Annotated in this window: 16 protein-coding genes; 9 read left to right on the forward strand and 7 right to left on the reverse strand. The window is 45.3% G+C overall.

The annotated features are described in order from the left end of the window. Positions 1–92 precede the first annotated feature (92 nt). The 3 genes from AB4133_RS08685 to AB4133_RS08695 all read right to left on the reverse strand — a co-directional run bounded on the left by AB4133_RS08685 (position 93) and on the right by AB4133_RS08695 (position 2,684). Complete coding sequence (locus AB4133_RS08685) at positions 93–641, reverse strand: carboxymuconolactone decarboxylase family protein (protein WP_017069794.1); 549 nt, start codon at positions 639–641, stop codon at positions 93–95. Between the two features lie 237 nt (positions 642–878). Continuing rightward, positions 879–1,448, reverse strand: coding sequence for a GNAT family N-acetyltransferase (locus tag AB4133_RS08690; protein WP_372112843.1), 570 nt, complete (start codon positions 1,446–1,448; stop codon positions 879–881). Further along, entirely contained in the window at positions 1,449–2,684 is a 1,236-nt protein-coding gene (locus tag AB4133_RS08695) for a MerR family transcriptional regulator (protein WP_372073834.1), read from the reverse strand. 490 nt (positions 2,685–3,174) lie between these two features. On the opposite strand from AB4133_RS08695, the gene AB4133_RS08700 reads away from it, so the two are divergent. Beyond that, entirely contained in the window at positions 3,175–4,338 is a 1,164-nt protein-coding gene (locus tag AB4133_RS08700) for an amino acid permease (RefSeq protein WP_372224249.1), read from the forward strand. A 121-nt stretch (positions 4,339–4,459) separates the two neighbouring features. On the opposite strand, the gene AB4133_RS08705 is transcribed toward AB4133_RS08700, so the two are convergent. Next, positions 4,460–6,439: a methyl-accepting chemotaxis protein gene (locus tag AB4133_RS08705; RefSeq protein ID WP_372224228.1), complete on the reverse strand. Its 1,980-nt coding sequence runs from the start codon at positions 6,437–6,439 to the stop codon at positions 4,460–4,462. A 495-nt stretch (positions 6,440–6,934) separates the two neighbouring features. On the opposite strand from AB4133_RS08705, the gene AB4133_RS08710 reads away from it, so the two are divergent. Further along, the gene (locus AB4133_RS08710) at positions 6,935–7,108 is read left to right on the forward strand and encodes a hypothetical protein (RefSeq protein ID WP_017061661.1); all 174 of its coding nucleotides are present in this window, start codon (positions 6,935–6,937) and stop codon (positions 7,106–7,108) included. Between the two features lie 139 nt (positions 7,109–7,247). Beyond that, complete coding sequence (locus tag AB4133_RS08715; protein WP_137001680.1) at positions 7,248–7,832, forward strand: TetR/AcrR family transcriptional regulator; 585 nt, start codon at positions 7,248–7,250, stop codon at positions 7,830–7,832. 125 nt (positions 7,833–7,957) lie between these two features. On the opposite strand, the gene AB4133_RS08720 is transcribed toward AB4133_RS08715, so the two are convergent. Next, positions 7,958–9,823 (reverse strand): fructose-specific PTS transporter subunit EIIC, encoded by a 1,866-nt coding sequence (locus AB4133_RS08720; RefSeq protein ID WP_372224229.1) that lies wholly within the window; start codon positions 9,821–9,823, stop codon positions 7,958–7,960. A gap of 314 nt (positions 9,824–10,137) precedes the next feature. Between AB4133_RS08720 and AB4133_RS08725 the strand changes: the two genes are divergently transcribed. Further along, entirely contained in the window at positions 10,138–10,440 is a 303-nt protein-coding gene (locus AB4133_RS08725; protein WP_136979973.1) for a PTS fructose transporter subunit IIB, read from the forward strand. 7 nt (positions 10,441–10,447) lie between these two features. Beyond that, positions 10,448–11,221 (forward strand): PTS sugar transporter subunit IIA, encoded by a 774-nt coding sequence (locus AB4133_RS08730; RefSeq protein ID WP_372224250.1) that lies wholly within the window; start codon positions 10,448–10,450, stop codon positions 11,219–11,221. A gap of 156 nt (positions 11,222–11,377) precedes the next feature. Here AB4133_RS08730 and AB4133_RS08735 read toward each other — a convergent pair whose 3' ends face one another. Continuing rightward, on the reverse strand, positions 11,378–13,156 hold the full coding sequence (locus AB4133_RS08735; protein ID WP_029236500.1) for a sodium:solute symporter family transporter: 1,779 nt from the start codon (positions 13,154–13,156) through the stop codon (positions 11,378–11,380). 564 nt (positions 13,157–13,720) lie between these two features. Next, positions 13,721–14,560, reverse strand: a complete 840-nt coding sequence (locus AB4133_RS08740) for a helix-turn-helix transcriptional regulator (protein ID WP_017061655.1) — start codon at positions 14,558–14,560, stop codon at positions 13,721–13,723. Between the two features lie 379 nt (positions 14,561–14,939). Here AB4133_RS08740 and AB4133_RS08745 point away from each other — a divergent pair, with 379 nt between their 5' ends. The 4 genes from AB4133_RS08745 (at position 14,940) to AB4133_RS08760 (ending at position 20,277) form a co-directional block, all read left to right on the forward strand. Then, complete coding sequence (locus AB4133_RS08745; protein WP_372224230.1) at positions 14,940–16,844, forward strand: fructose-specific PTS transporter subunit EIIC; 1,905 nt, start codon at positions 14,940–14,942, stop codon at positions 16,842–16,844. 89 nt (positions 16,845–16,933) lie between these two features. After that, on the forward strand, positions 16,934–18,151 hold the full coding sequence (manA, locus tag AB4133_RS08750; protein WP_372224231.1) for a mannose-6-phosphate isomerase, class I: 1,218 nt from the start codon (positions 16,934–16,936) through the stop codon (positions 18,149–18,151). A gap of 259 nt (positions 18,152–18,410) precedes the next feature. Continuing rightward, positions 18,411–18,851: a PTS sugar transporter subunit IIA gene (locus tag AB4133_RS08755; RefSeq protein ID WP_372224232.1), complete on the forward strand. Its 441-nt coding sequence runs from the start codon at positions 18,411–18,413 to the stop codon at positions 18,849–18,851. Positions 18,852–18,864: 13 nt separating this feature from the next. Next, positions 18,865–20,277, forward strand: a complete 1,413-nt coding sequence (locus AB4133_RS08760) for a fructose-specific PTS transporter subunit EIIC (RefSeq protein ID WP_372224233.1) — start codon at positions 18,865–18,867, stop codon at positions 20,275–20,277. Positions 20,278–20,316 lie beyond the last annotated feature (39 nt).

The raw sequence follows: 20,316 nt of genomic DNA on the forward strand, positions 1-20,316 counted from the left end.
CAACCCAAACAACAAAGCCCCACTCAACTGAGCGGGGCTTTCATCATTATCATATCTTGAGTTGCTTAAATACGATGGTTAGTTAAATGCGATTAACCTTGCCAAGCGAACTGTTCAAATACTTTGTCGACTGGCGTTTTAGCAACGTGGTTTACGTAATTACTGATCACTTTCTGAGACAGGCCAAGAATCACTTCTAGCACTTGTTGCTGACCGTAGCCCGCTTCGAAAAATGCTGCCATTTCACTTTCAGGCACATTGCCGCGGTTACGTACCATGCTCAGCGTAAAATCATGCAGGGCTTGCAGCTTTTCAGTGGGTAAATCTGTGCGATTACGCAGTGCTTCGGTGATTGCAGGATCGACCTTCATTGAATGTGCAATGCCAGTGTGTGCAGGAACGCAGTAGTGGCATTCGTGTTCAACGTTGATGGTTTGCCAAACAACCGTTAGCTCTTCAGCATCGAAAGATGAGTCACTAAACGCCTGATGAAGCTGAGTGTAAGCCTTAAGTGTGTTTGGAGATTCAGCCAACACACCAAACAAGCCCGGCACTCTGCCCATCTGCTTTTTAGCGCCCTCAAGAATAGGTTGGCTTTGCTCTGGCGCGGATTCTACTGAGTGAATTTTGAAGTTGCTCATTGCTCTATCCCTATCAATTTTCGGTTCTAAAGTTATTCAATCACGGAGCAATTAATGAATGTTCTCCGTTGGTGTAAAAACAATATAGATCAAACAAGAACGATCGTTCAAGTGTTATTTTGAACAGTTGTTCAATTTATACATTGAAGCCAGAAGAATGTCTTCGTTCATAACAAGAAAGCCCAACAGGCAAACACCTGATGGGCTTTCTCTTTTTCTCAATTTTTTTGCAAGCGGCTACCAATATTCTGCGTGAGCCAAGCCTTTAACACAACTCGACTTGCCACTTGTTACTTTGATTTCACCACCAGTTAACAATTGAGCCAACCAACCGTGAGGGAAACTCAATTCAAAGGGCGCTGGGACCTGCTCAACGGTAATTTGCCCAAAGCCCACTTTTGAATAGTAGTCAGGATCACCGTACGTCACTGCAAGCTCAATACCCTGCTCTTTTAGAAACTGCAAACCGAAGTTAATCAGGCGCTGACCAATACCACGCTTTTGCATCTGAGTGCTCACCGCCACTGGCGAAAGCAAATATGCCTTGGTTTCATCATCAAATGAAAGCGGCGTAAAGATAATCGCACCCACAATCGTGCTATCCACATCCGACTCACTAGAATCGTCTTCAGCGACAAAGCAAAGTAGCTCTGTCGGGGCTGTAGTCGTTAAAAGGTCGTTGGCAAGCATACCCACGGTTTTACCTTCGTTCTCGCCTTCTGAATCCGTAAAGGTTTGAGTGAAAACTTGAGTGATCGTTTCGATTTCGCTTGAATTATATTGTCTAAATTTCATGGTGTTACTCACTTACTTTAATTTCTTGAGCACAAAGAACTGATAATCAAAATCACGTTGTTCAGAACCTTTCGAAGGCTGTTGATCCAAGCCGTTCTTTGATGTGTTGCTATCGAAAAATTGTTTAACTTCATTGTCGCAATCTACGAGCGCTTTTGAGTTCGGCATCGTTGCTTTAAGCGCTTCTACTCGCTTTTGAAAGGGCTGGTAATACGCAAGCCAACCAGCATCGCTCAGTGCAAAGTGCTCCAAGACTTCATAACCCGCAGCTTGTGCCTGTTTAATTCGCTCGGATACCGTCGTCATGTCTGGATACTCTTTTTGCCAGAACGCTTTGCTCGATTCGTTAGGTTGTTCGGTATTCCACACCAAATCATTAACGACCAATATGCCGTCATCACTGAGTAAATTTCGCCACTGCTTTAGCGCCTTTTCAACACCCATGATGTAAGCGCTGCCTTCCGACCAAATTAGGTCAAACGACTTAGCTTCAAACGGCAGATCCATCATGCTCGCGCATACGGTTTTGACGTTGCTTTCTAAGCCAAGAACCTGTGCTTGCTGAGTCAGAACATCTAAACTCGGTTGATCATTATCTACCGCCGTTATTTGCACATCCACTTGATGTTCTACTAAGGCTTTCGCTAACACAGAGGTGGCAATACCTTTACCACAACCGATCTCAAGCACACGTTTAGGAGAAACCGAAACGTGTACCAACGCCGCTAAAGTATCTTCCGCTGTTCCTGGCCCTAAACGCTGTAAACCCTCAAAGATCACCTCAAAATCCGCCATGTACTGGTCATGATCGTTCATGTCTTTTGAAAGCCATTTCAGTCGCAGTGCTTGCTTCTCATCAAAGCCTTGCTTAATGAGCCAATCGAGATGCGCATCAGGCGCCACCTTGTCCATCGATTCATGCCAATCTTGCAAACCACTCTCGCCTAACAAGGCCGATAAAAGATCTCTCGAACGCTGTTTCTGAGCGATCTCTTCGTCCAATTGTTCGAGTCGGTTTTGTAACAAGGAGCGGTCAACCTTGGCATCCAAACACGCCTGACACTCTTTCAACGTCAGTCCACCCGCTTGTAACTGCTGCAACAATTTCACACGCTGCAAGTCGCGTTCGGAATAACTTCGATAACCATTATTGGTGCGTTGAGCTTCTATCAAACCCAACTTTCCATAGTACAAAAGCGTTGAACGGCTCAGGCCAACGAGCTCCGCTAATTCAGATATGCGATACATCCACTTCTCCCTCATTTCAGTAGTAAAGATAAACTATGAAGTTGTAGTCAGGTCAACAGAATTTTCGACACTTTTCTCGTTCTTTACCTATTTACCTTCAAATTGATAAAGCGATCTGAGCGTGTCTTTTACCCATAGAACGGTTAGTCATCGACATTGCCTGAACGGGATTCAGGAAAGGAGAAGTATTAAACTTGATGAATTGAAAACAATTAGCTCATAAACATACTTCTTTTTAACTGAATTTTGCCAATTTCTAAATCATTCAATAATGGACGAACGTTAACTAAACGATAAATAAACTCACCGAGTGAATACTTAAATCAACCACACATATACACCAGAAATTCCTGCTTAAATTTTTTAGAAAAATTCAAAATTTATTAGAAATTAACCCCTAACTTTACTGAGTATTTTGTTAGTCTTGGAAACAATTATTTACAATCCAAACAAAATTTAATTGGATCGCTTGAGGTTGTTTTTCTTGAATATGAAATTATTCGGCAGTTCTTTGATTCTGTCAGGAACTGCATTAGGGGCTGGCATGCTCGCTATTCCCATGGTGTTGGCCCAATTTGGCTTCATGATCAGCTCAGTGCTGATGCTACTTATCTTTATCGGCACCACATACTCTGCACTCCTCCTGGCAGAAGCATGCACTAAAACTAAAGACAACAGTGGCATGAGCAGTGTTGCTTACCTCACTCTGGGCAGCAAAGGTAAACACTTTATCAATGCACTCTTTTACCTGTTGCTAGTATGCATGTTGATCGCTTATATCTTGGGTGTCGGTGACATCATTCATAAGCTACTGCTCGACGTTGGTGTCGATGTATCAGCATCCGTTGCGTATACCATTTTCAGCCTATTGATGGGTACTATCGTCGTCTCGGGCAAGTCTTATATCGACAAACTGAATCGCGGGCTATTCATCTTGATGGTCGTGATGCTGTTTATCGTTATCGCGTCATTATTTAGCAACATTCGCCTTGATTACCTAACTCAAACCAGCCAATACACGGCCAACGACGTGGTGCAATACAGCGCAGTTATCTTTACTAGCTTTGCCTCTATGGTGGTGATCCCGTCACTGGTTATCTACAACCGTGAAGCAACTCAAAAGCAGATCCGCAATATGATTCTGCTAGGCTCAGTGATTCCATTAATTTGCTACCTAACTTGGTTATTCGCGATTATCGGCAACCTTGGCACAGACGCGATAAGCCAGTTCCACAATATCTCTGAGTTGATCTCTGCGTTCAGCGGCCAATCTGCTTGGTTGAAAGTGGTGATCGCTCTGTTCTCTGCTCTGGCCTTGGTGACTTCTTTCCTCGGCGTGTCGATGGCGCTTTACGACCAAAACAAAGATGCGGTGACCAACAACAAAGCGTTGGCTTATGCGCTAACCTTCATCTTACCTTTGGTATTAGCTGAGCTGTTCGCTAGCCAGTTTGTAAGCATGCTGGACTATGCAGGCATGGTCCTGGTGTTCCTAGCTATCTGGGGCCCACTCGCAATGGTAGTTAAGGTTCGCAGACCTGACTTCCCTCACCTACAAACCGAAGGCAGCTACACAGCAGCCGGTGGCGACACGGCATTAATGGCGACATTTGGTTTTGGTGCGTTGATTTTCGTGTCTTGGTTTATGGGGTAGATCCCCATTGAATGGACTATCTGTTGCCATTTAGAAGACAGCAGATACAAATAGCCCGTTAGTCCTGCTATTAAAAGTAGAGACTAACGGGCATTTTACTTCTTATTGGAGTGCTTGCTAGTTAGCTCTTAAACGTACTCGCAATATCTTTCAATGAAGCTGCTAACTGAGCTTGTTCTTTGGCTGTTGCAGCTATTTGCGTTGCACCTGTCGTAGATTCTGTCGACTTCTGCTCTACTGCCATGACGTTTTGAGCAATATCTTGAGTCACTACCGCTTGCTCTTCGGTAGCGGTTGCGATCTGCTCAGTCATGCTAAAGATCTCGCTCACCGATGCTGAGATACCTTGTAAGGTGTGTTCCACCTCTTTTGAATCCTCAACCGCTTTAGACGACATCTTCTGACTGTTATCAATCACATTAAACGCGGTTTGCACATCAGACTGTAACGAGCTGATGAAACCTTCAATTTCAGCTGTCGACTGCTGAGTACGCTGTGCTAACGTGCGAACTTCATCAGCCACTACCGCAAATCCACGACCTTGCTCACCCGCTCTTGCCGCTTCAATTGCCGCGTTCAATGCTAACAAGTTAGTCTGTTCAGCGACGGACTTAATCACATCAATCACACTGTTGATGTTATTACTGCTCTCGTGTAAGTGCGTGATCTTTTCCGCTAGATCATTAATTTCAGATGCCAGTTTTTCGATAGAGTGGTAAGAGTTTTGAACCGTACTCAAACCTTCTTGAGACTGCTCATCGACCAGTTTAGCGGAACTTGCTGTCTGCTGAGTTTTAGCCGCCACCTCATTTACCGTTGCTGATAACTCTTCTGTCGCCGTCGCAACCAAGCCAATTTGGTCTTGTTGTTGCACTAGCGTGTTCGAATTGTAGTGACAGGTTTGTGAGGTTTCTTCAGCGGCTGAAGCTAAGGTCAGACTCGACTGAGACAGGTTGTCGATAACGTTTGAAAACTTCTCTAGCGTTTCGTTGAGTGCCGAAGAGATCTGTCCAAGCTCGCTGTTGCCAACGAACTTAGCGCGAACTGTTAAGTCGTTGTCATTACGAACCTTAGACAACATCACTGTAAGATCTTTTACTCTCATCGTCAGGTCGCTGATCGCCTTATAGCTCACGAAGGTCGCGAACAAGGTTATCAAAGCAAACAGACCAATACTCATCATCATCGCAGACTGCGCCTCTGACATTTTTTTCTCTGTCAGTGCGATAAGCGACTCTGCTAGGCGGTTTTCTGTTTTCTTTAGCTGAACAATACGAGCGGTAGATTGCGAGAACCAGTACACAGGATCAACATCAAAACCGCTCATCTTAGATTCAGCCAAACCACGAAGCTTTTCTACTTCTGCCACCGAACGATCATTCAATTGCTGTTCAAAGAAACGAACGTTAGCTGGGTTACTCAATACCTCAAAGTTTGAGAAATAGGTATTTTGCTCAGTCACCAAAGAGATGAATTTAACCAACATGCCTGGGCCAAATTCATTTTTAGAGAAGGTATTATTTAGGACAGCACGCTCGATACCCGCTCGCTCTTTACCTTGTAAAAAGTTGTAGTAAGCGATGGTTTCAGTGGTGATGGCAGCATCAGAGCTAAGCTCAGCAATTAACGCCGATACGCTCAGCAGCTTTGCATTCAGTTTGGTGTAGTAACCCAAAGCTTCAGACAGAGGAATCGATTGAGAATCCACTCGATTTCGAATAGAAGTAATTTGATTTAGGCTTTGGCTTATTTCAGTGTTCAGCCGAGTGATCTGCGGTAAATCGATTTCAGCAGATTGCCAGTATTCGGTTTTCAGATTACGTCTATTATCTGCACTGGCTCTTTGTGCACGTAGTTCACTGACAAACTTAGTGCCCTGTGAGCCGATAAACCCAGCCGTCATTCCACGCTCTTTTTGTAACTCATGCACAAGTTCACTGTACACAACCGACAAACGGGTAAGTTGGTTTAATGAAGACAATTCACTGTTGGTTTCTACGCCTTTTGAAATCGCAGAAACGCTAAGCCATAGAAATCCCAAGATCGGTAAAATAAGCAAAGCGATGATTTTTTGCTTAAAAGACATATCGGTTAATTTCATTATCATTTCCCTAGCAGCTAACAAATCTTTTCAGTCATCTAACTCGCACACCCTTAATAAGATGCGCCTCAATTGTGACTGTATAATTATTCAACTTGATCAATGTGCATCAATTACCGTGCCACACAGATCGCGATGCGATGAAGGTAACATTTAACCTTACAAAATTCATTGATTTACCGATAAAACTGTTAGCTAAGCGACCTAACGATACCCAAAACACATGCGACAACATTTTATTGACGTAAGCGACTGAAATCTGACACACTTTAACTACCCAAAAGGGGTAGGCCTGCACCAATTATGTGCTCAGAGAAAACGATATATTCAGAACTAACTATAGATTCAACGCTCACCAGCGATTGATTCACAACTAATCAACTCCCTATTCTGCGCTGATTAACTGTCTATTCCTCGTTAACTAAATATGTATAATGCCGAATTATCAAAGTAGAGATTCGCAATAAATATGCGACAACAACTGAGAGATATTGTATGGATTGTCCCGCTTGCGAAGAACATATCGGTTGGGAATGGGTAGAAGAAGCGGCTATTGAACCCAATGAGGAATTCGATTGTCCAGAGTGCGAAGCAACATTGATGTACACCATCGATGAAGGCACCTACTACGGCGCTCAGCACAAGACCGTAGAAGTTATTGATGATTAAGATTATTTCCTGATGATCGGGATGTTTTATTAACTCTTTGATGTTCTAAGCCTGCGCAAAGCAGCTAAACACACCTTTACTAGAACGGGCGTTCAGCATAAAATATTGAACATATGTTCAGATTAATGAAGTAGATGTTATGGCTAAGACCGCTAAGTTCGATAGACAAGACGTAGTAGATAAAGCAACGAACCTGTATTGGGAAAAGGGCTTTCATGCGACTTCTATGCGCAACCTGCAAGACGTGATTGATATGCGTCCGGGCAGCATCTACGCGACGTTCGGCAGCAAAGAAGGTTTGTTTAAAGAGACGCTTGCTCGCTATACCGAACTTGGCATCCTGAATCTGAACCGCTTCCGCAGTGAAACAGACTCTCCAATCAAAGCGCTCGAAAGCTTCGTCAAACGTGCTGTGGTCGACTCAAAACAAAGTTCGCCAAATGGCATGTGTATGCTGGCAAAAACGGTAGCAGAACTGACTGATGAACACGCCGAATTATTAGAAGAAGCAAAGAAATCACTCAAAATCATGGAAGGTGAGTTCGCTAAGCTGATCGCAGAATCACAAGAATTGGGTGAGATAAGCAAAGAGCGTGAACCGACTCAGCTTGCTCGTCATGTTCAGGTTCAAATCGCAGGCCTGCGTACCTACGCCAAAACCTGTGACGATATCGATTTACTCAACTCAATGGTTGAAGACGTATTTAAGTACCACCCTTTTTAGCGTTTGACCTGACTGATTGGGCACAATACAGAAAGACTCCACTTTCGCCTTAACAGGTCTGAGCGGAGTCTTTTTAGTTTTGATCTAGTTAACTTTATAGATGATAAACTTTGCGGTTTAAAGAGTTACACCTTTCTCATGATCAACGCCTGAGCATTAAGCATTGCTTCCTTAGTACTGACATCCAAGGTTTTCACGTTCGCAAAGCGTTCAACTTCTTTAATCGCCACATCGTGAGCAAAGATCACCAACCTCGCCCTTTCAATGTCTTTCTGGGTAATGCGATTACCTATTCCGTTGGCACCTTGGGTTTCGACTTTAATCCGAACCCCAAGATGATGCGCCGCCTTTTCTAAAGACTTCGCCGCTAAGAAAGTGTGGGCAACACCAGATGGACAAGAAGTGATCGCCAATACATCTGCTTGCCCTTCTTCCGTTACAGAACCACAGGTCAACTGATTAGAATTCACTTCACCTTCGACCACGTTCTTCTTCAGAAGAATCACGATCAGGGCTGTCGTTAGAGCCCCCGCTAGTGTGCCAACGATATAGCCAATCTTGCCATCAACCACTGGCAACACTATCCATCCACCCCATGGTGCATGGTTCACTACATGGAACATAAAGCCAACCACGTTACCGACAATGCCACCAGCAACAACCGCAGGCAGAACGCGCGCAGGATCGGCGGCAGCAAAAGGAATCGCGCCTTCACTGATGCCAATCATACCCATGATACCCGCCGCTTTACCTGCTTCACGTTCGTCTCTTTTGAATTTCTTTGGCGATAAGAAAGTCGCCAATGCCATACCTAGCGGTGGCGTACAAATCGCTATCCCGACACCGCCCATCAACCATGGTTGAGTATTCACCTGAGTTTGGGCAAACAGCGTTGCTACTTTATTGATCGGGCCGCCCATATCAAAGGCCGTCATTGCACCTAAAATACTGCCCAATACCATTTTTCCGGAGCCTGCCATGCCCGTGAGCATTTGGTTCATCTCAAGCATTACTTGAGCTATCGGAGAGCCAATCACCCACATCACCGCACCACAGGTCACGAAGGTGCCGACTAATGGATAGATGAAGATAGAGCTCAGCGAGATCATGCTGTCTGGCAGTTTGATCTTCTTAAGTAGATTCACCACAAAACCAGCGAAGAAACCGACCACAATTGCACCGAGAAAGCCGGTATTGTATTGATTCACCGCAACCCAAGAACCAATCATACCGGGCGCTAAACCCGGTTTGTCGGCCATTGAATACGCGATGTAACCACCGAGCACCGCTGTAAACAGGGTTAACCCCGCGATGCCCATCTGTGCGATATCTGCTAACACACCGCTTTCAGGTACTGCACCATGACCCGACATCATCACCGACAAAGACAAAAGCACACCACCTGCAACCACGAAAGGAATCATGTGTGAGGTGCCGTATAATAAGTGTTCTTTGAGGCGATTAAGAGATTGTGCCCAAGGGCTTAGTGGTTCGACATACACTTCATGATGGCTAGATGCGTAGCTATCGAACGATTCTGAATTGGCTTCAAGAAACAGCTCTTGAGCTTCCTCGACAGACTCCACCGCCTTTAATTTTGTAACAAAGCCATCTTCGATAAGCCTGGTCGAAATCTGAGCCAGTACCTCGATATGGTGGTCGTCGTTGTTGTCTGGTGAAGCGAGCATAAAGAACACATCCGACAGCTCGCCGCCGTCTGCGCCATAATCGATGCCAGAACGGCTGATACCTACCGCCACCGCAGGTTTAGCTACGGCAGCACTTTTCGCGTGTGGAATGGCGATGCCATCGTCAAAGCCAGTATTACCGATGGCTTCACGCTTCCAGATGTCGTCAAGGAATTCACGTTTATTAGAGAGCTTACCGGCACGGTCGAGCAGTTCAACAAGCTCTTCAAATACCGCCTGTTTTGAGTCTGCTTGTAAATCCAAACAGATAATCTCGGGCTCGATAATGTTGGTGATATCCATATGCTGCTCTGCCTCGCCTGATTTCAGACTGAAGTAATTACGTAAGTGATAAGGTTAATAAGATGAAAAGATTAACGGTGTGAAGGCACTCAATATATAGGACGAAAGGTGCATTAACTGGATTATTGTAACCAAGAACTCAGAGTGTGACTTTCACCTTGGAATAAAAAACGCCAATCCATAAAATCCACAGAACCCATAACAATATCGTCCCTCCGCCATGCGAGCTTTCTATACTGGATTTTCCATGCAAGATAGCTTTTCCAAGGTAGCTTTTGTAACGTAACAGGGACGAGATTAAGCCGAGAATAATAATGAGAATTGTAGCGGTAACTGCGTGCCCTACAGGCATTGCGCATACTTATATGGCAGCTGATGCTCTAAATAAAACAGCCCCTAAGTTCAACGTTTCAATCAAGGTTGAGACGCAAGGCGCTATGGGTATTGAAAACTTACTGACAGCCCAAGATATTACCCTCGCAGACAAGGTGTTGATCGTCTCTGATATCGACATCGGACAACTAAGCCGATTTGACCCAGCTAAAACCGTATTTGTTCCAATGGAAGAGGTGTTGTTGAGTGTCGATAAAGTTTTTATTAAGCATTGTCGAACTTAAGCTTTTGATGAACGAATACCAGATCACCTTCTTCGTTAACGATCCTGCCGCGAACTCACATGTCGCACAGCCGCTGACTCGCTTAGCGAAGAAGTTCAAAAGCAACATCCGCATTATCAACATCACTCAAAATCGAACCGCTGATCTCTCCAAATCCGTTGCGATACTGCGAGTAGGTTTACTTCGTGGTGATTTGTGTCAGATAACCGCGGTTGGGATTGATGCGGAGCTGGCCTGTTTCGTTCTCAAAGATGTAATTGCTGAGCATTACGACATGGTTGGCTCACAAGTGAACCATGAATTCTCTAAAGATTTAATCCAGCGAATGCCACAAATATGCCCGCCTTGTGACATCAAATGGCACCACGCTAAGGCGCAAACCCAACTGACCAAATTTGAGTGCTTAAAAGGGCTCGCTCACCTTGTTTATCCAGAAGATCCAGATGAACTGATTCTAGCATTTATTAAGCGAGAAGAACGCTCTTCAACCTGCGTGTCACCGGGTATTGCACTGCCGCATGTGATGTTTGAATCGACTCAAGATCTCTCGATTGCGGTTATCGTCAGTGACGACCCGATTGACTGGGCATCACGTATCGGCGAAGTGCATGTAGCCATTGCTCTTGTTCTGCCAACCAAGCCACAGCGTGAGCACATTGTCGCGGCGACCAACCTAACTCGAAACCTGCTTCACGATCAGGTCAATGAGCGTCTGCAAAAGACTCGAAGCAGTGTCGACCTACAAGCCTTGTTGATGTACATCTCGTCACGCCTTATCTAATTCATCTCTTCTGGTCAAACTCAAAGCATCCATTAATCCCCTGTTGTGACACCTATCCAATCGTTATAAGCTCATTTTCTCATACAATAAAAAAACGGCTGAGCATTAGAGCTCAGCCGTTTTATGTTTAATTACTTGTTTAACTGGTTAGCTAACTTAAGCTGTTTTTTTCGCTTGTTTCGCATCCTCAACCGAGTCGTCTACAGCTTTCACCAACAGCAAACCAACTACGAATACGATACCGCCACACAGTACGAACATCATTCTTCCCCAGAATGGGTTCGGTAGAGCAAACATCGCCATCACTGCCACACCAGACACTGCGATCAGTGAGCCCAGCATGTGACGTTGTTTGTTGTCCAGTTTCTTCTGTGCTGTTGATTCAGAAACCAATGGTGTCGCAAGGTTGTTAAAGAAGGTATCAACATCTTTCTGACGAGACGCTTCTAGTGGTTTGTAGAACAATGTCGAAAGAACAAAGAAGCCGCCAGTAAACACTAGGTGCGCAATCAGACCTACTGCAACTTTCAAGTCAGACCATTCGCGGCCTGTTAGAGGCTCTAGGTTGAACAAGTTTTGTAGCATTTCAGCGGTAATCACGAAACCAACGATGTAAGACACAATCGCACCGACCACTAGCGTACCCCAACCTGCCCAGTCCGGAGTCTTCTTAAGGAAGAAGCCACAGAATGCTGGAATGGTCATTGGGAAGCCAATAAGTGCACCCACGTACATCATGGTGTCGAACAAGCTCAAGCCTTTTAGCGAATTGATAAACAGCGCGATAAGGATGATAGCTAGACCGAAGAAGGTAGACATCAACTTAGACACAATCATCAGCTCTTTCTCTGTCGCGTTTGGACGAAGAATCGGTTGATAGAAGTTGATTACAAAGATACCAGAGTTACGGTTTAAGCCTGAGTCCATAGAAGACATAGTTGCCGCAAACATCGCTGCGATTAGAAGCCCCACCATACCCGCTGGCATGTATTGCTCTACGAAGTAAAGGTAAGCGAAGTCGCCTGCTTTAGAGCCTGCGTCTGGGTAATGTGCTGCAAGGTCAACGCCTTGTCCTGCAACGAACCAAGGTGGCATGAACCAAATGATTGGACCGATGGTCATCAGAATACATGCCAACAGTGCCGCTTTCTTCGCGTTCTTTGAGTCTTTTGCCGCTAGGTAACGGTAAGAGTTCAACATGTTGTTGGTGATACTGAACTGTTTGAAGAAGATGAAGAATGCCCAAATTCCGAAGATGCTTACGTAGTTCAGATTGTTACCAGAAACGAATGATGCGCCTTCTGCTACAGGGAAATCGTTGATGATTTCAGTAACGCCACCACCTTGTACGATAGCCACTGCAGCACACGTTACGGTTACCGCCATGATAATAACCATCTGCATGAAGTCAGACGCGATAACCGCCCAAGAGCCGCCTGTCACCGACATAACAAGTACAACAAGACCAGTCAGAACGATGGTTGTCGTCATGTCGAAGCCAAAGATGCCCGATGCGATGATCGCCAAACCGTTCAGCCAGATACCTGCAGAAACAATACTGTTCGGCATGCCAGACCAAGTAAATACTTGTTCGTTGAAGCTACCAAAACGCATACGAATCGCGTCAATTGGCGTTACCACACGCAGTTGACGGAATTTCGGAGCGAAGTACAGGTAGTTCATCAAGTAACCAAATGCGTTCGCTAAGAAGATAACCGCGACAGCCATACCATCGGCATACGCTTTACCCGCTGCGCCAGTGAAGGTCCAAGCACTGAACTGTGTCATAAACGCAGTCGCGCCAACCATCCACCAAAGCATGTTACCGCCCCCGCGGAAATAATCACTGGTTGTACTGGTGAACGTTCTAAACATCCAACCTATTGCTATAAGGAAAAGGAAATAAATTCCTACGATCAGAGTATTGAGTTCCATGTATAAGTCTTCTTTATGATGAATATCTGAAGATCATATTATCTATAGAATTTTTAATTTGTAGTATTATAAGTCAAGATTGTGATGGGGCGTATAAACCTGAATATTTGATTTCGAGACATGAATTACACGTTAGTAAACAAAGAATAAGCCGAAGCGAAGTAAGCATTTAAAATCAATAACTTAAAAACATTTAAATCAGTAAGCCGGACAATAACAACAAGATTTTATCGTCTCGATAAGTGGTTTTTAATTTACTTATCATCCATTAAATGCATCGCGTTAATACATCAACTCTCACACGTTTAATTCAATAAATAGGCAACGAAAAACAATAAGCAACTCGCAAAGCGAAGCCTTAATGTTATTAATTGGGTTTATTTAGTGAAACGGGATAAATAGAGAACGTGCCTAAAGATAGGTTTGGAAATAAGGTATAGAAATAAACAGCAGAGGAAAACACAAAGCAAATTGATCACCACAACACAGAGCTCACTGTGGTGATCTAGTCATACAAATTTCGGTCGTATAAGCTCTGGTCAAAAATGGCAATTTGAAGGGATATTAGATTGAACCACGATATTCAGTCGGGGTTCTTCCGGTGCGGTTTTTGAATACTCGGCAGAAGTAATTCACATCCTTAAAGCCACAACGTACCGACACTTCATTGAGCTTGAAATTGTATTTCTTGAGCATGAACTTGGCGCGGTCGATTCGCACACGTGTAATGTATTCAGCCAGCGTCATGTGGCCTTGTTGACGAAACATTCGCGACAAATGGTTGGATGAAATACTAAAGCGCAAAGCGATGCTGTCTCGCGTTATCTGGCGGTGGAAATTCTCTTGGATATAGATACAGATCCCTTGATACACATCCTGTACGCGGCTGTGAGACTTCTCGACAGGCGCATCCAGCATCGTCTTGCTGTATTGAAGCAACGCTTGCAGCAATAATTCATCCATCGGCTGCTTGTTGCTCTCGCGCGCTAACGAGCTGAGCGCCTCCAAAATATTATCAATCGCAAAGCCAGAGCGAGTCTGAATACTATGCTTTTGGATATCGTAGAAGCTCTCTTCCCCTTTGCGCTTGCTCACCAAGCTTAAACCAAGCTGACGACGCCCAAACAACATACTCAGTACCGAACAATCAGTATCCCAGTTCGGCTTGTTCCAACAGTTAGGCGGGATGAAAATCGCATCCCCTGCTTTCGCAACAACATTGGTGATCTTGCGATCATGACTCTCCATTTCATTAATATACTCTCCGTCTAGCACCAGCTCTAAACGCGGAAAGTTCACCTGATAACTGAATGCTGAAGGCGTGTGAAAATCTCCCGCAAACCAGATGTTATGAAACGGTTCTCGCTCGTTTAATACCGACGAGATTAGGTCATGAAATATCATTGTTTCGAACTCTTATAAGCAGCAATAAGGCTACGGGAATAGATATACTCCTTAGTGAAACATAGCGCTATTGAGCAAAATCACAATTTGAGATCTAGGTTACAAAAATTCAGTAGTGGAAATAAATCTCCAGTCTAAGGCCAGATTTAGAACACTGTTATCATGATAGAAAAATCAATCTAAGCCCTTATCAATAAAAGCGTTATAACCTCATAAAAGCTGTCAACACTCCCCCAAACAGGCACTCCTAACCGATCAAAATCACACTCCATTTATAAGGCAACAATCATCCAGTAAATGCATTTTTTCTTCACTACAGAAGGCAAGCCGTAGATTCCAGAATACCCCTAACAAAATAAAAACAGAGTAGGGGTTCATTATGATCACGACATTGATCAACCAAAATTTGATTAAGCTTTCGCTTAGCGCTAATTCAAAAGAAGACGTATTTAAAGAGCTGATCGAGGTGCTGTACGCACAAGGTCGAATTTCAGACAAAGCACAGTTCCTTACCGACATTAAAGCTCGTGAAGAACAAGGTAATACCGGATTTGAAGAAGGTATTGCTCTGCCACACGCGAAAAGCGCTGCGGTTATCAAACCCGCGGTTGTTATCGGCGTCCACAAGCAGGGTATCGAATACGGCGCCGATGACGGTCAGCCATCAAAACTGTTCTTCATGATTGCCTCTCCTGATGGCGGCGATGATCACCACATCGAAGTACTGGCAGAGCTTTCTTCAAAACTGATTGAAGAAGGCTTTATCGAAAGCTTCATGAATGCTCAATCTGAACAAGAAGCATTAGAACTACTGCTTAGCAAACCTGAGCCTTCAGCAACCGAAACCAACGTTGAGAAACAAGGCTTCATCATTGGTGTGACAGGCTGCCCAGCTGGCGTTGCGCACACTTATTTGGCAGCTGAAGCGCTAGAGAAAGGAGCGGCGGCTCTTGGCTACGACATCAAGGTCGAAACTAACGGTTCTATTGGTGTTAAAAACAGCCCGACTCAAGAAGAGATCGAACGCGCCGACGCGATTGTCGTGGCTTGTGATAAACAGGTCGACATGGCTCGCTTTGCCGGAAAACGCGTCATCAGCACCAACGTAAAAGCACCAATCAAAGACGCACAAGGCTTGATTAAGCAAGCGCTCAACGCACCTAGTTACCAAGCTGAACAAACGCCGACCAACCAATCTGTTGTAGAAAAAGCCTCACAAGCACGTTCAGACCTTTACCGTTACTTGATGAATGGCGTATCTCACATGATCCCATTCGTCGTGACTGGTGGCCTATTGATAGCCCTTGCACTGGCGATTGGCGGCGAGCCAAGTGAATCTGGCATGGCGATTCCTGCTGGCAGCATGTGGAACCAAATCCTAGAAGTGGGCGTGGTTGCCTTCACATTGATGATCCCAATCTTGGCTGGTTATATTGCTTACGCGATTGCTGACCGCCCAGCCCTAACCCCTGGCTTAATTGGCGGTTGGATTGCCAACAACGGCTCTTTCTATGGCGCTGACGCAGGCACTGGCTTCATTGGCGCAATCATCGCGGGTTTATTAGTGGGTTACTTCGTTAAATGGATTACTTCGTTTAACTACCACAAATTCGTTCAACCACTTGTGCCTATCATGATCGCTCCGATCACTGGCTCTCTATTCATCGCGGGTCTGTTCATCTTTGTTATCGGTGCACCTATCGCTGGGCTGATGGATGCGCTTACTGCACTACTAACCAGCATGAGCACAGGCAACGTGGTTCTGCTTGGCATCGTACTGGGTGGCATGGCCGGTTTCGATATGGGCGGCCCATTCAACAAAGTAGCGTTCCTATTCTCGGTCGGCATGATTGCTAGCGGTCAAACTCAATTCATGGGTGCAATGGCGTGTGCAATCCCTGTCGCTCCCCTTGGTATGGCTATCGCAACCAGACTTGGCCGTAAGTTCGACCTATTCGAATCTTCTGAGATTGAAGCAGGTAAAGCAGCAGGCGCGATGGGCTTGGTGGGTATCTCTGAAGGTGCGATTCCATTCGCGGCTCAAGATCCAATGTCAGTTATCCCAGCCAACGTGCTTGGCTCAATGACTGCTGCGGTAATGGCGTTCTCGTTTGGTATCACCAACAGTGTTGCTCACGGTGGTCCAGTGGTCGCTCTACTTGGCGCAATGAACTACCCACTGCTAGCACTGTTGTGCATGGCGTCTGGTGCAGGCGTAACTGCGGTTACTTGTATCGCACTTAAAAATCTACGCAAAGCCAAGCTAGCAACAGCAGCGGCTTAAGCCATTTCAACTCCAATGGCTTGAGCCCTTCTACTCTCCTTTTAGGAACGAATAGAGCTCAAGCCATGTTTCCCTTCATGGTGATTTCGATGTCTGATTTTTCTTTAGCGAACGACTCGTTCGTACAACGCTTTTTCTACCCTATGACCAACGTAATTCAAAACTACGCATGGGGTAGCCCTTCTTCGTTTAGCCAACTGTTTGGTATTGATAACCAATCAGGTGAGCCACAAGCGGAGATCTGGATGGGCGCTCACCCTAATGGTTGTTCGATAGTCACTGACAATGGTCATCAAACCACGTTGTCGAACTTGATTTCTAAGAACCTAAACCTGTTTCTGAGCGAGAAAGTCGCGAGCCGTTTTGGTGAACTTCCGTATCTGTTTAAGGTGCTAGCGGCGGAGAAAGCGCTCTCTGTTCAAGTTCACCCGAACAAGCAGCAAGCCGAATCTGGCTATGCTCTAGAAGAGCAGCAAGGCATTCCGATGACAGCGGGCAATCGTAACTACAAGGATCCTAATCATAAGCCAGAACTGGTGTATGCCCTAACGGACTACACGGCGATGAATGGCTTTAGGTCGATCAGCGAGATCCTTGAGCACTTCCATTACCTCGATATTCCTGAGCTGCACTCGATGGTTAACGACCTCGCGGGCGATCAAACGCCTAATGGATTAGCGAGCTTCTTCGCGAGTTTATTGTCTCTGGAGGGTGAGCAAAAAGGCATGGCGCTTACCATACTGCTCATGAAGGCTAAGCTTTCTGATAAACGTGTATTCCAACTGATTTCAGAGCTTGAAACTCAATACCCAGGTGATGTCGGTTTGTTCGCTCCGCTGCTATTGAACGTTATCACGCTAAAGCCGGGGCAAGCCATGTATCTGGATGCCGAGACGCCCCACGCTTACATCAAAGGCACGGGCTTAGAGATCATGGCGAACTCAGACAATGTATTGCGCGCTGGGTTAACGCCTAAATACATGGACGTGAATGAACTGGTTTCTTGTACTCGATTTAAGGAAAAGCCTGCGGATAGGTTACTGCTCAGCCCGATAGAGCAAGGTGATGTGATGGAATACCAAATTCCAGTCGAGGATTTTAAGTTCTCTATCGTGCAAAACTCACATCAGCGACGGATCACTACCGAAGGTGCCGAGATCCTACTACCTCTCGACGAATCTATGGTGCTTACTCACCAGTGCGGCGAAACCTGCGTGATAGAGAAAGGCCAATCGGTATTCATTCCTGCTTATGCTGAGAGCTACAAACTGGACTGCGTTGGCCGAGTAGCGCGTGCTTACAGCTAGCTCCCTTAGAACTCAGTACAAAGTCTTACTGCCCTGCTCATGCGGGGCATTTTTGTTTCTGATGAGGCCGCTCGGCGTGTCAAAAACATAATCAAAAACACCATCAAATATGACCCATCTCACACTGGATGAATGATGCAAATCACACTTAATTTTGCTTGGTACAAATGTACAGTGAAGGGCTTTTATTTGCTATTTCGCGAATCGGGTTAATCCATTAATTTTAATTCAAGAACTTCAATATTGAATGAGTTAATAAATGATCACACAGCTAACTAACGTCAACTTAATTAATAACAACCTTCAAGCGAATAATAAAAAAGAACTGTTTGAAGAATTGGCAAGCATGTTATTTGAGAACAACCGAATCAGTAATAAAGAAGCCTTCTTGGCAGACATCGAAATTCGTGAATCTCAAAGCATTACCTCGATGGACGGCATCGCTTACCCACACTCAAAAAGCAAGGCGGTCACTGAGCCGGCAATCGCTGTCGGTGTAAAGTGCGAAGGCATCGAATATGGCGATGAAGACGGCATTAATCCAACCGTATTTTTTATGATTGCTTCACCAGACAACGGTGCTGACCATCATATTTATGTATTACAAGAACTATTTGGAAAATTCAGCGATGAATTTATTCAAGATATCCATAACGTAAAAGACGAACAACAGATCCTTAATATTTTAATTAATTCATAAGGCATAGAAAATTATGAGCACCCTAACAACTCAAGCTACGAATACTAATAATAAAAACAGTAGTAGCGACTTTAAAAAACTCCTTAGTACCATGAAAGGCCACCTGCTTTTCGGAACCTCACACATGCTGCCTTTCATCGTAGCCGGTGGTGTTCTGTTGGCGTTAGCGGTAATGGCATCAGGCAAAGGTGCCGTACCAGCAGACGGCTTGCTGGCAGACATCTCTAATATCGGTATCAAAGGCCTTGTTCTTTTCCCAATCATTCTTGGCGGCTTTATTGGTTACTCAATTGCAGACAAACCAGCACTAGCACCTGCAATGATCTCTTCTGGCATCATGGCTGACATGGGCGGCGGTTTCCTTGGCTGTATCGTGGCAGGCTTTATCGCCGGTGGCGTGGTGTTCCAACTTAAGAAGATCCCACTTTCTGCAAACATGACGGCACTAGGTGCGTACTTCATCTACCCGCTTCTAGGTACGTTAATCTCTGCAGGTATCGTACTGTGGGGCATCGGTGAGCCAATTAAACTGTTCATGTCTTCAATGAACGAGTTCCTAGCTTCAATGGCTGGTGCATCTAAGATGGTTCTGGGCACAATCCTTGGCGGTATGACGGCGTTTGATATGGGCGGCCCTATCAACAAAGTCGCGACCCTATTTGCCCAAACTCAAGTAGACACACAACCTTGGCTAATGGGCGGCGTTGGCATCGCGATTTGTACTCCACCTCTAGGTATGGCTCTGGCGACGTTCCTATTCAAAAACAAGTTCTCTAAACAAGAGCAAGAAGCAGGTAAAGCGGCAGCAATCATGGGTTCTATCGGTATCTCTGAAGGTGCTATCCCGTTCGCAGCAAATGACCCAATGCGCGTACTTCCTTCAATCGTTGCCGGTGGTATCGTGGGCTGTGTATTCGGCTTCATGACAGACGTTCTACTGCACGCACCGTGGGGCGGCCTAATCACTGCGCCAGTATCAAGCAACATTCCAATGTACGTCGTCGGTATTGCGCTTGGCTCGCTAACCACAGCCGTTATCGTAGGCTTCTGGAAACCGGTAGCGGTAGAAACAGAAGAAGACATGGTTGAAGCGCCAGTACAAGCTCAAGCCGCTCCTGCAGCAGGCGAAGGCGAGTACGACATCGTAGCTGTAACATGTTGCCCTTCTGGTGTTGCACACACCTTCATGGCGGCGAAAGCACTAGAAAAAGCAGGTGCGGCAGCGGGTCTGAAAATCAAAGTAGAAACTCAAGGTCAAAACGGTATTCAGAACCGCATCACTGACCTAGATGTAGCGAACGCAAGACTGGTTATCTTGGCTCACGATATTCAAGTGAAAGACGCTCACCGCTTTGCTAACGCGAACGTGATTGAGTGTTCAACCAAGGAAGCAATGAAGAAAGCCGCGACTATGGTGGCTATTTAAAACCTGGAACAAGTTAGAAGATAAAATTACTACCCCCTA

Origin of the sequence: Vibrio sp. 10N.286.52.F8, assembly GCF_041468745.1 — a bacterium.
GTDB lineage: Bacteria > Pseudomonadota > Gammaproteobacteria > Enterobacterales > Vibrionaceae > Vibrio > Vibrio crassostreae_C.

Bases quoted from the DNA above. Each gene is read 5' to 3' on its own strand.
- AB4133_RS08685 (WP_017069794.1), bottom strand. From the start codon at position 641: ATGAGCAACTTCAAAATTCACTCAGTAGAATCCGCGCCAGAGCAAAGC.
- AB4133_RS08695 (WP_372073834.1), bottom strand. From the start codon at position 2,684: ATGTATCGCATATCTGAATTAGCGGAGCTCGTTGGCCTGAGCCGTTCA.
- AB4133_RS08700 (WP_372224249.1), top strand. From the start codon at position 3,175: ATGAAATTATTCGGCAGTTCTTTGATTCTGTCAGGAACTGCATTAGGG.
- AB4133_RS08705 (WP_372224228.1), bottom strand. From the start codon at position 6,439: ATGAAATTAACCGATATGTCTTTTAAGCAAAAAATCATCGCTTTGCTT.
- AB4133_RS08710 (WP_017061661.1), top strand. From the start codon at position 6,935: ATGGATTGTCCCGCTTGCGAAGAACATATCGGTTGGGAATGGGTAGAA.
- AB4133_RS08715 (WP_137001680.1), top strand. From the start codon at position 7,248: ATGGCTAAGACCGCTAAGTTCGATAGACAAGACGTAGTAGATAAAGCA.
- AB4133_RS08720 (WP_372224229.1), bottom strand. From the start codon at position 9,823: ATGGATATCACCAACATTATCGAGCCCGAGATTATCTGTTTGGATTTA.
- AB4133_RS08725 (WP_136979973.1), top strand. From the start codon at position 10,138: ATGAGAATTGTAGCGGTAACTGCGTGCCCTACAGGCATTGCGCATACT.
- AB4133_RS08730 (WP_372224250.1), top strand. From the start codon at position 10,448: ATGAACGAATACCAGATCACCTTCTTCGTTAACGATCCTGCCGCGAAC.
- AB4133_RS08735 (WP_029236500.1), bottom strand. From the start codon at position 13,156: ATGGAACTCAATACTCTGATCGTAGGAATTTATTTCCTTTTCCTTATA.
- AB4133_RS08740 (WP_017061655.1), bottom strand. From the start codon at position 14,560: ATGATATTTCATGACCTAATCTCGTCGGTATTAAACGAGCGAGAACCG.
- AB4133_RS08745 (WP_372224230.1), top strand. From the start codon at position 14,940: ATGATCACGACATTGATCAACCAAAATTTGATTAAGCTTTCGCTTAGC.
- manA (WP_372224231.1), top strand. From the start codon at position 16,934: ATGTCTGATTTTTCTTTAGCGAACGACTCGTTCGTACAACGCTTTTTC.
- AB4133_RS08755 (WP_372224232.1), top strand. From the start codon at position 18,411: ATGATCACACAGCTAACTAACGTCAACTTAATTAATAACAACCTTCAA.
- AB4133_RS08760 (WP_372224233.1), top strand. From the start codon at position 18,865: ATGAGCACCCTAACAACTCAAGCTACGAATACTAATAATAAAAACAGT.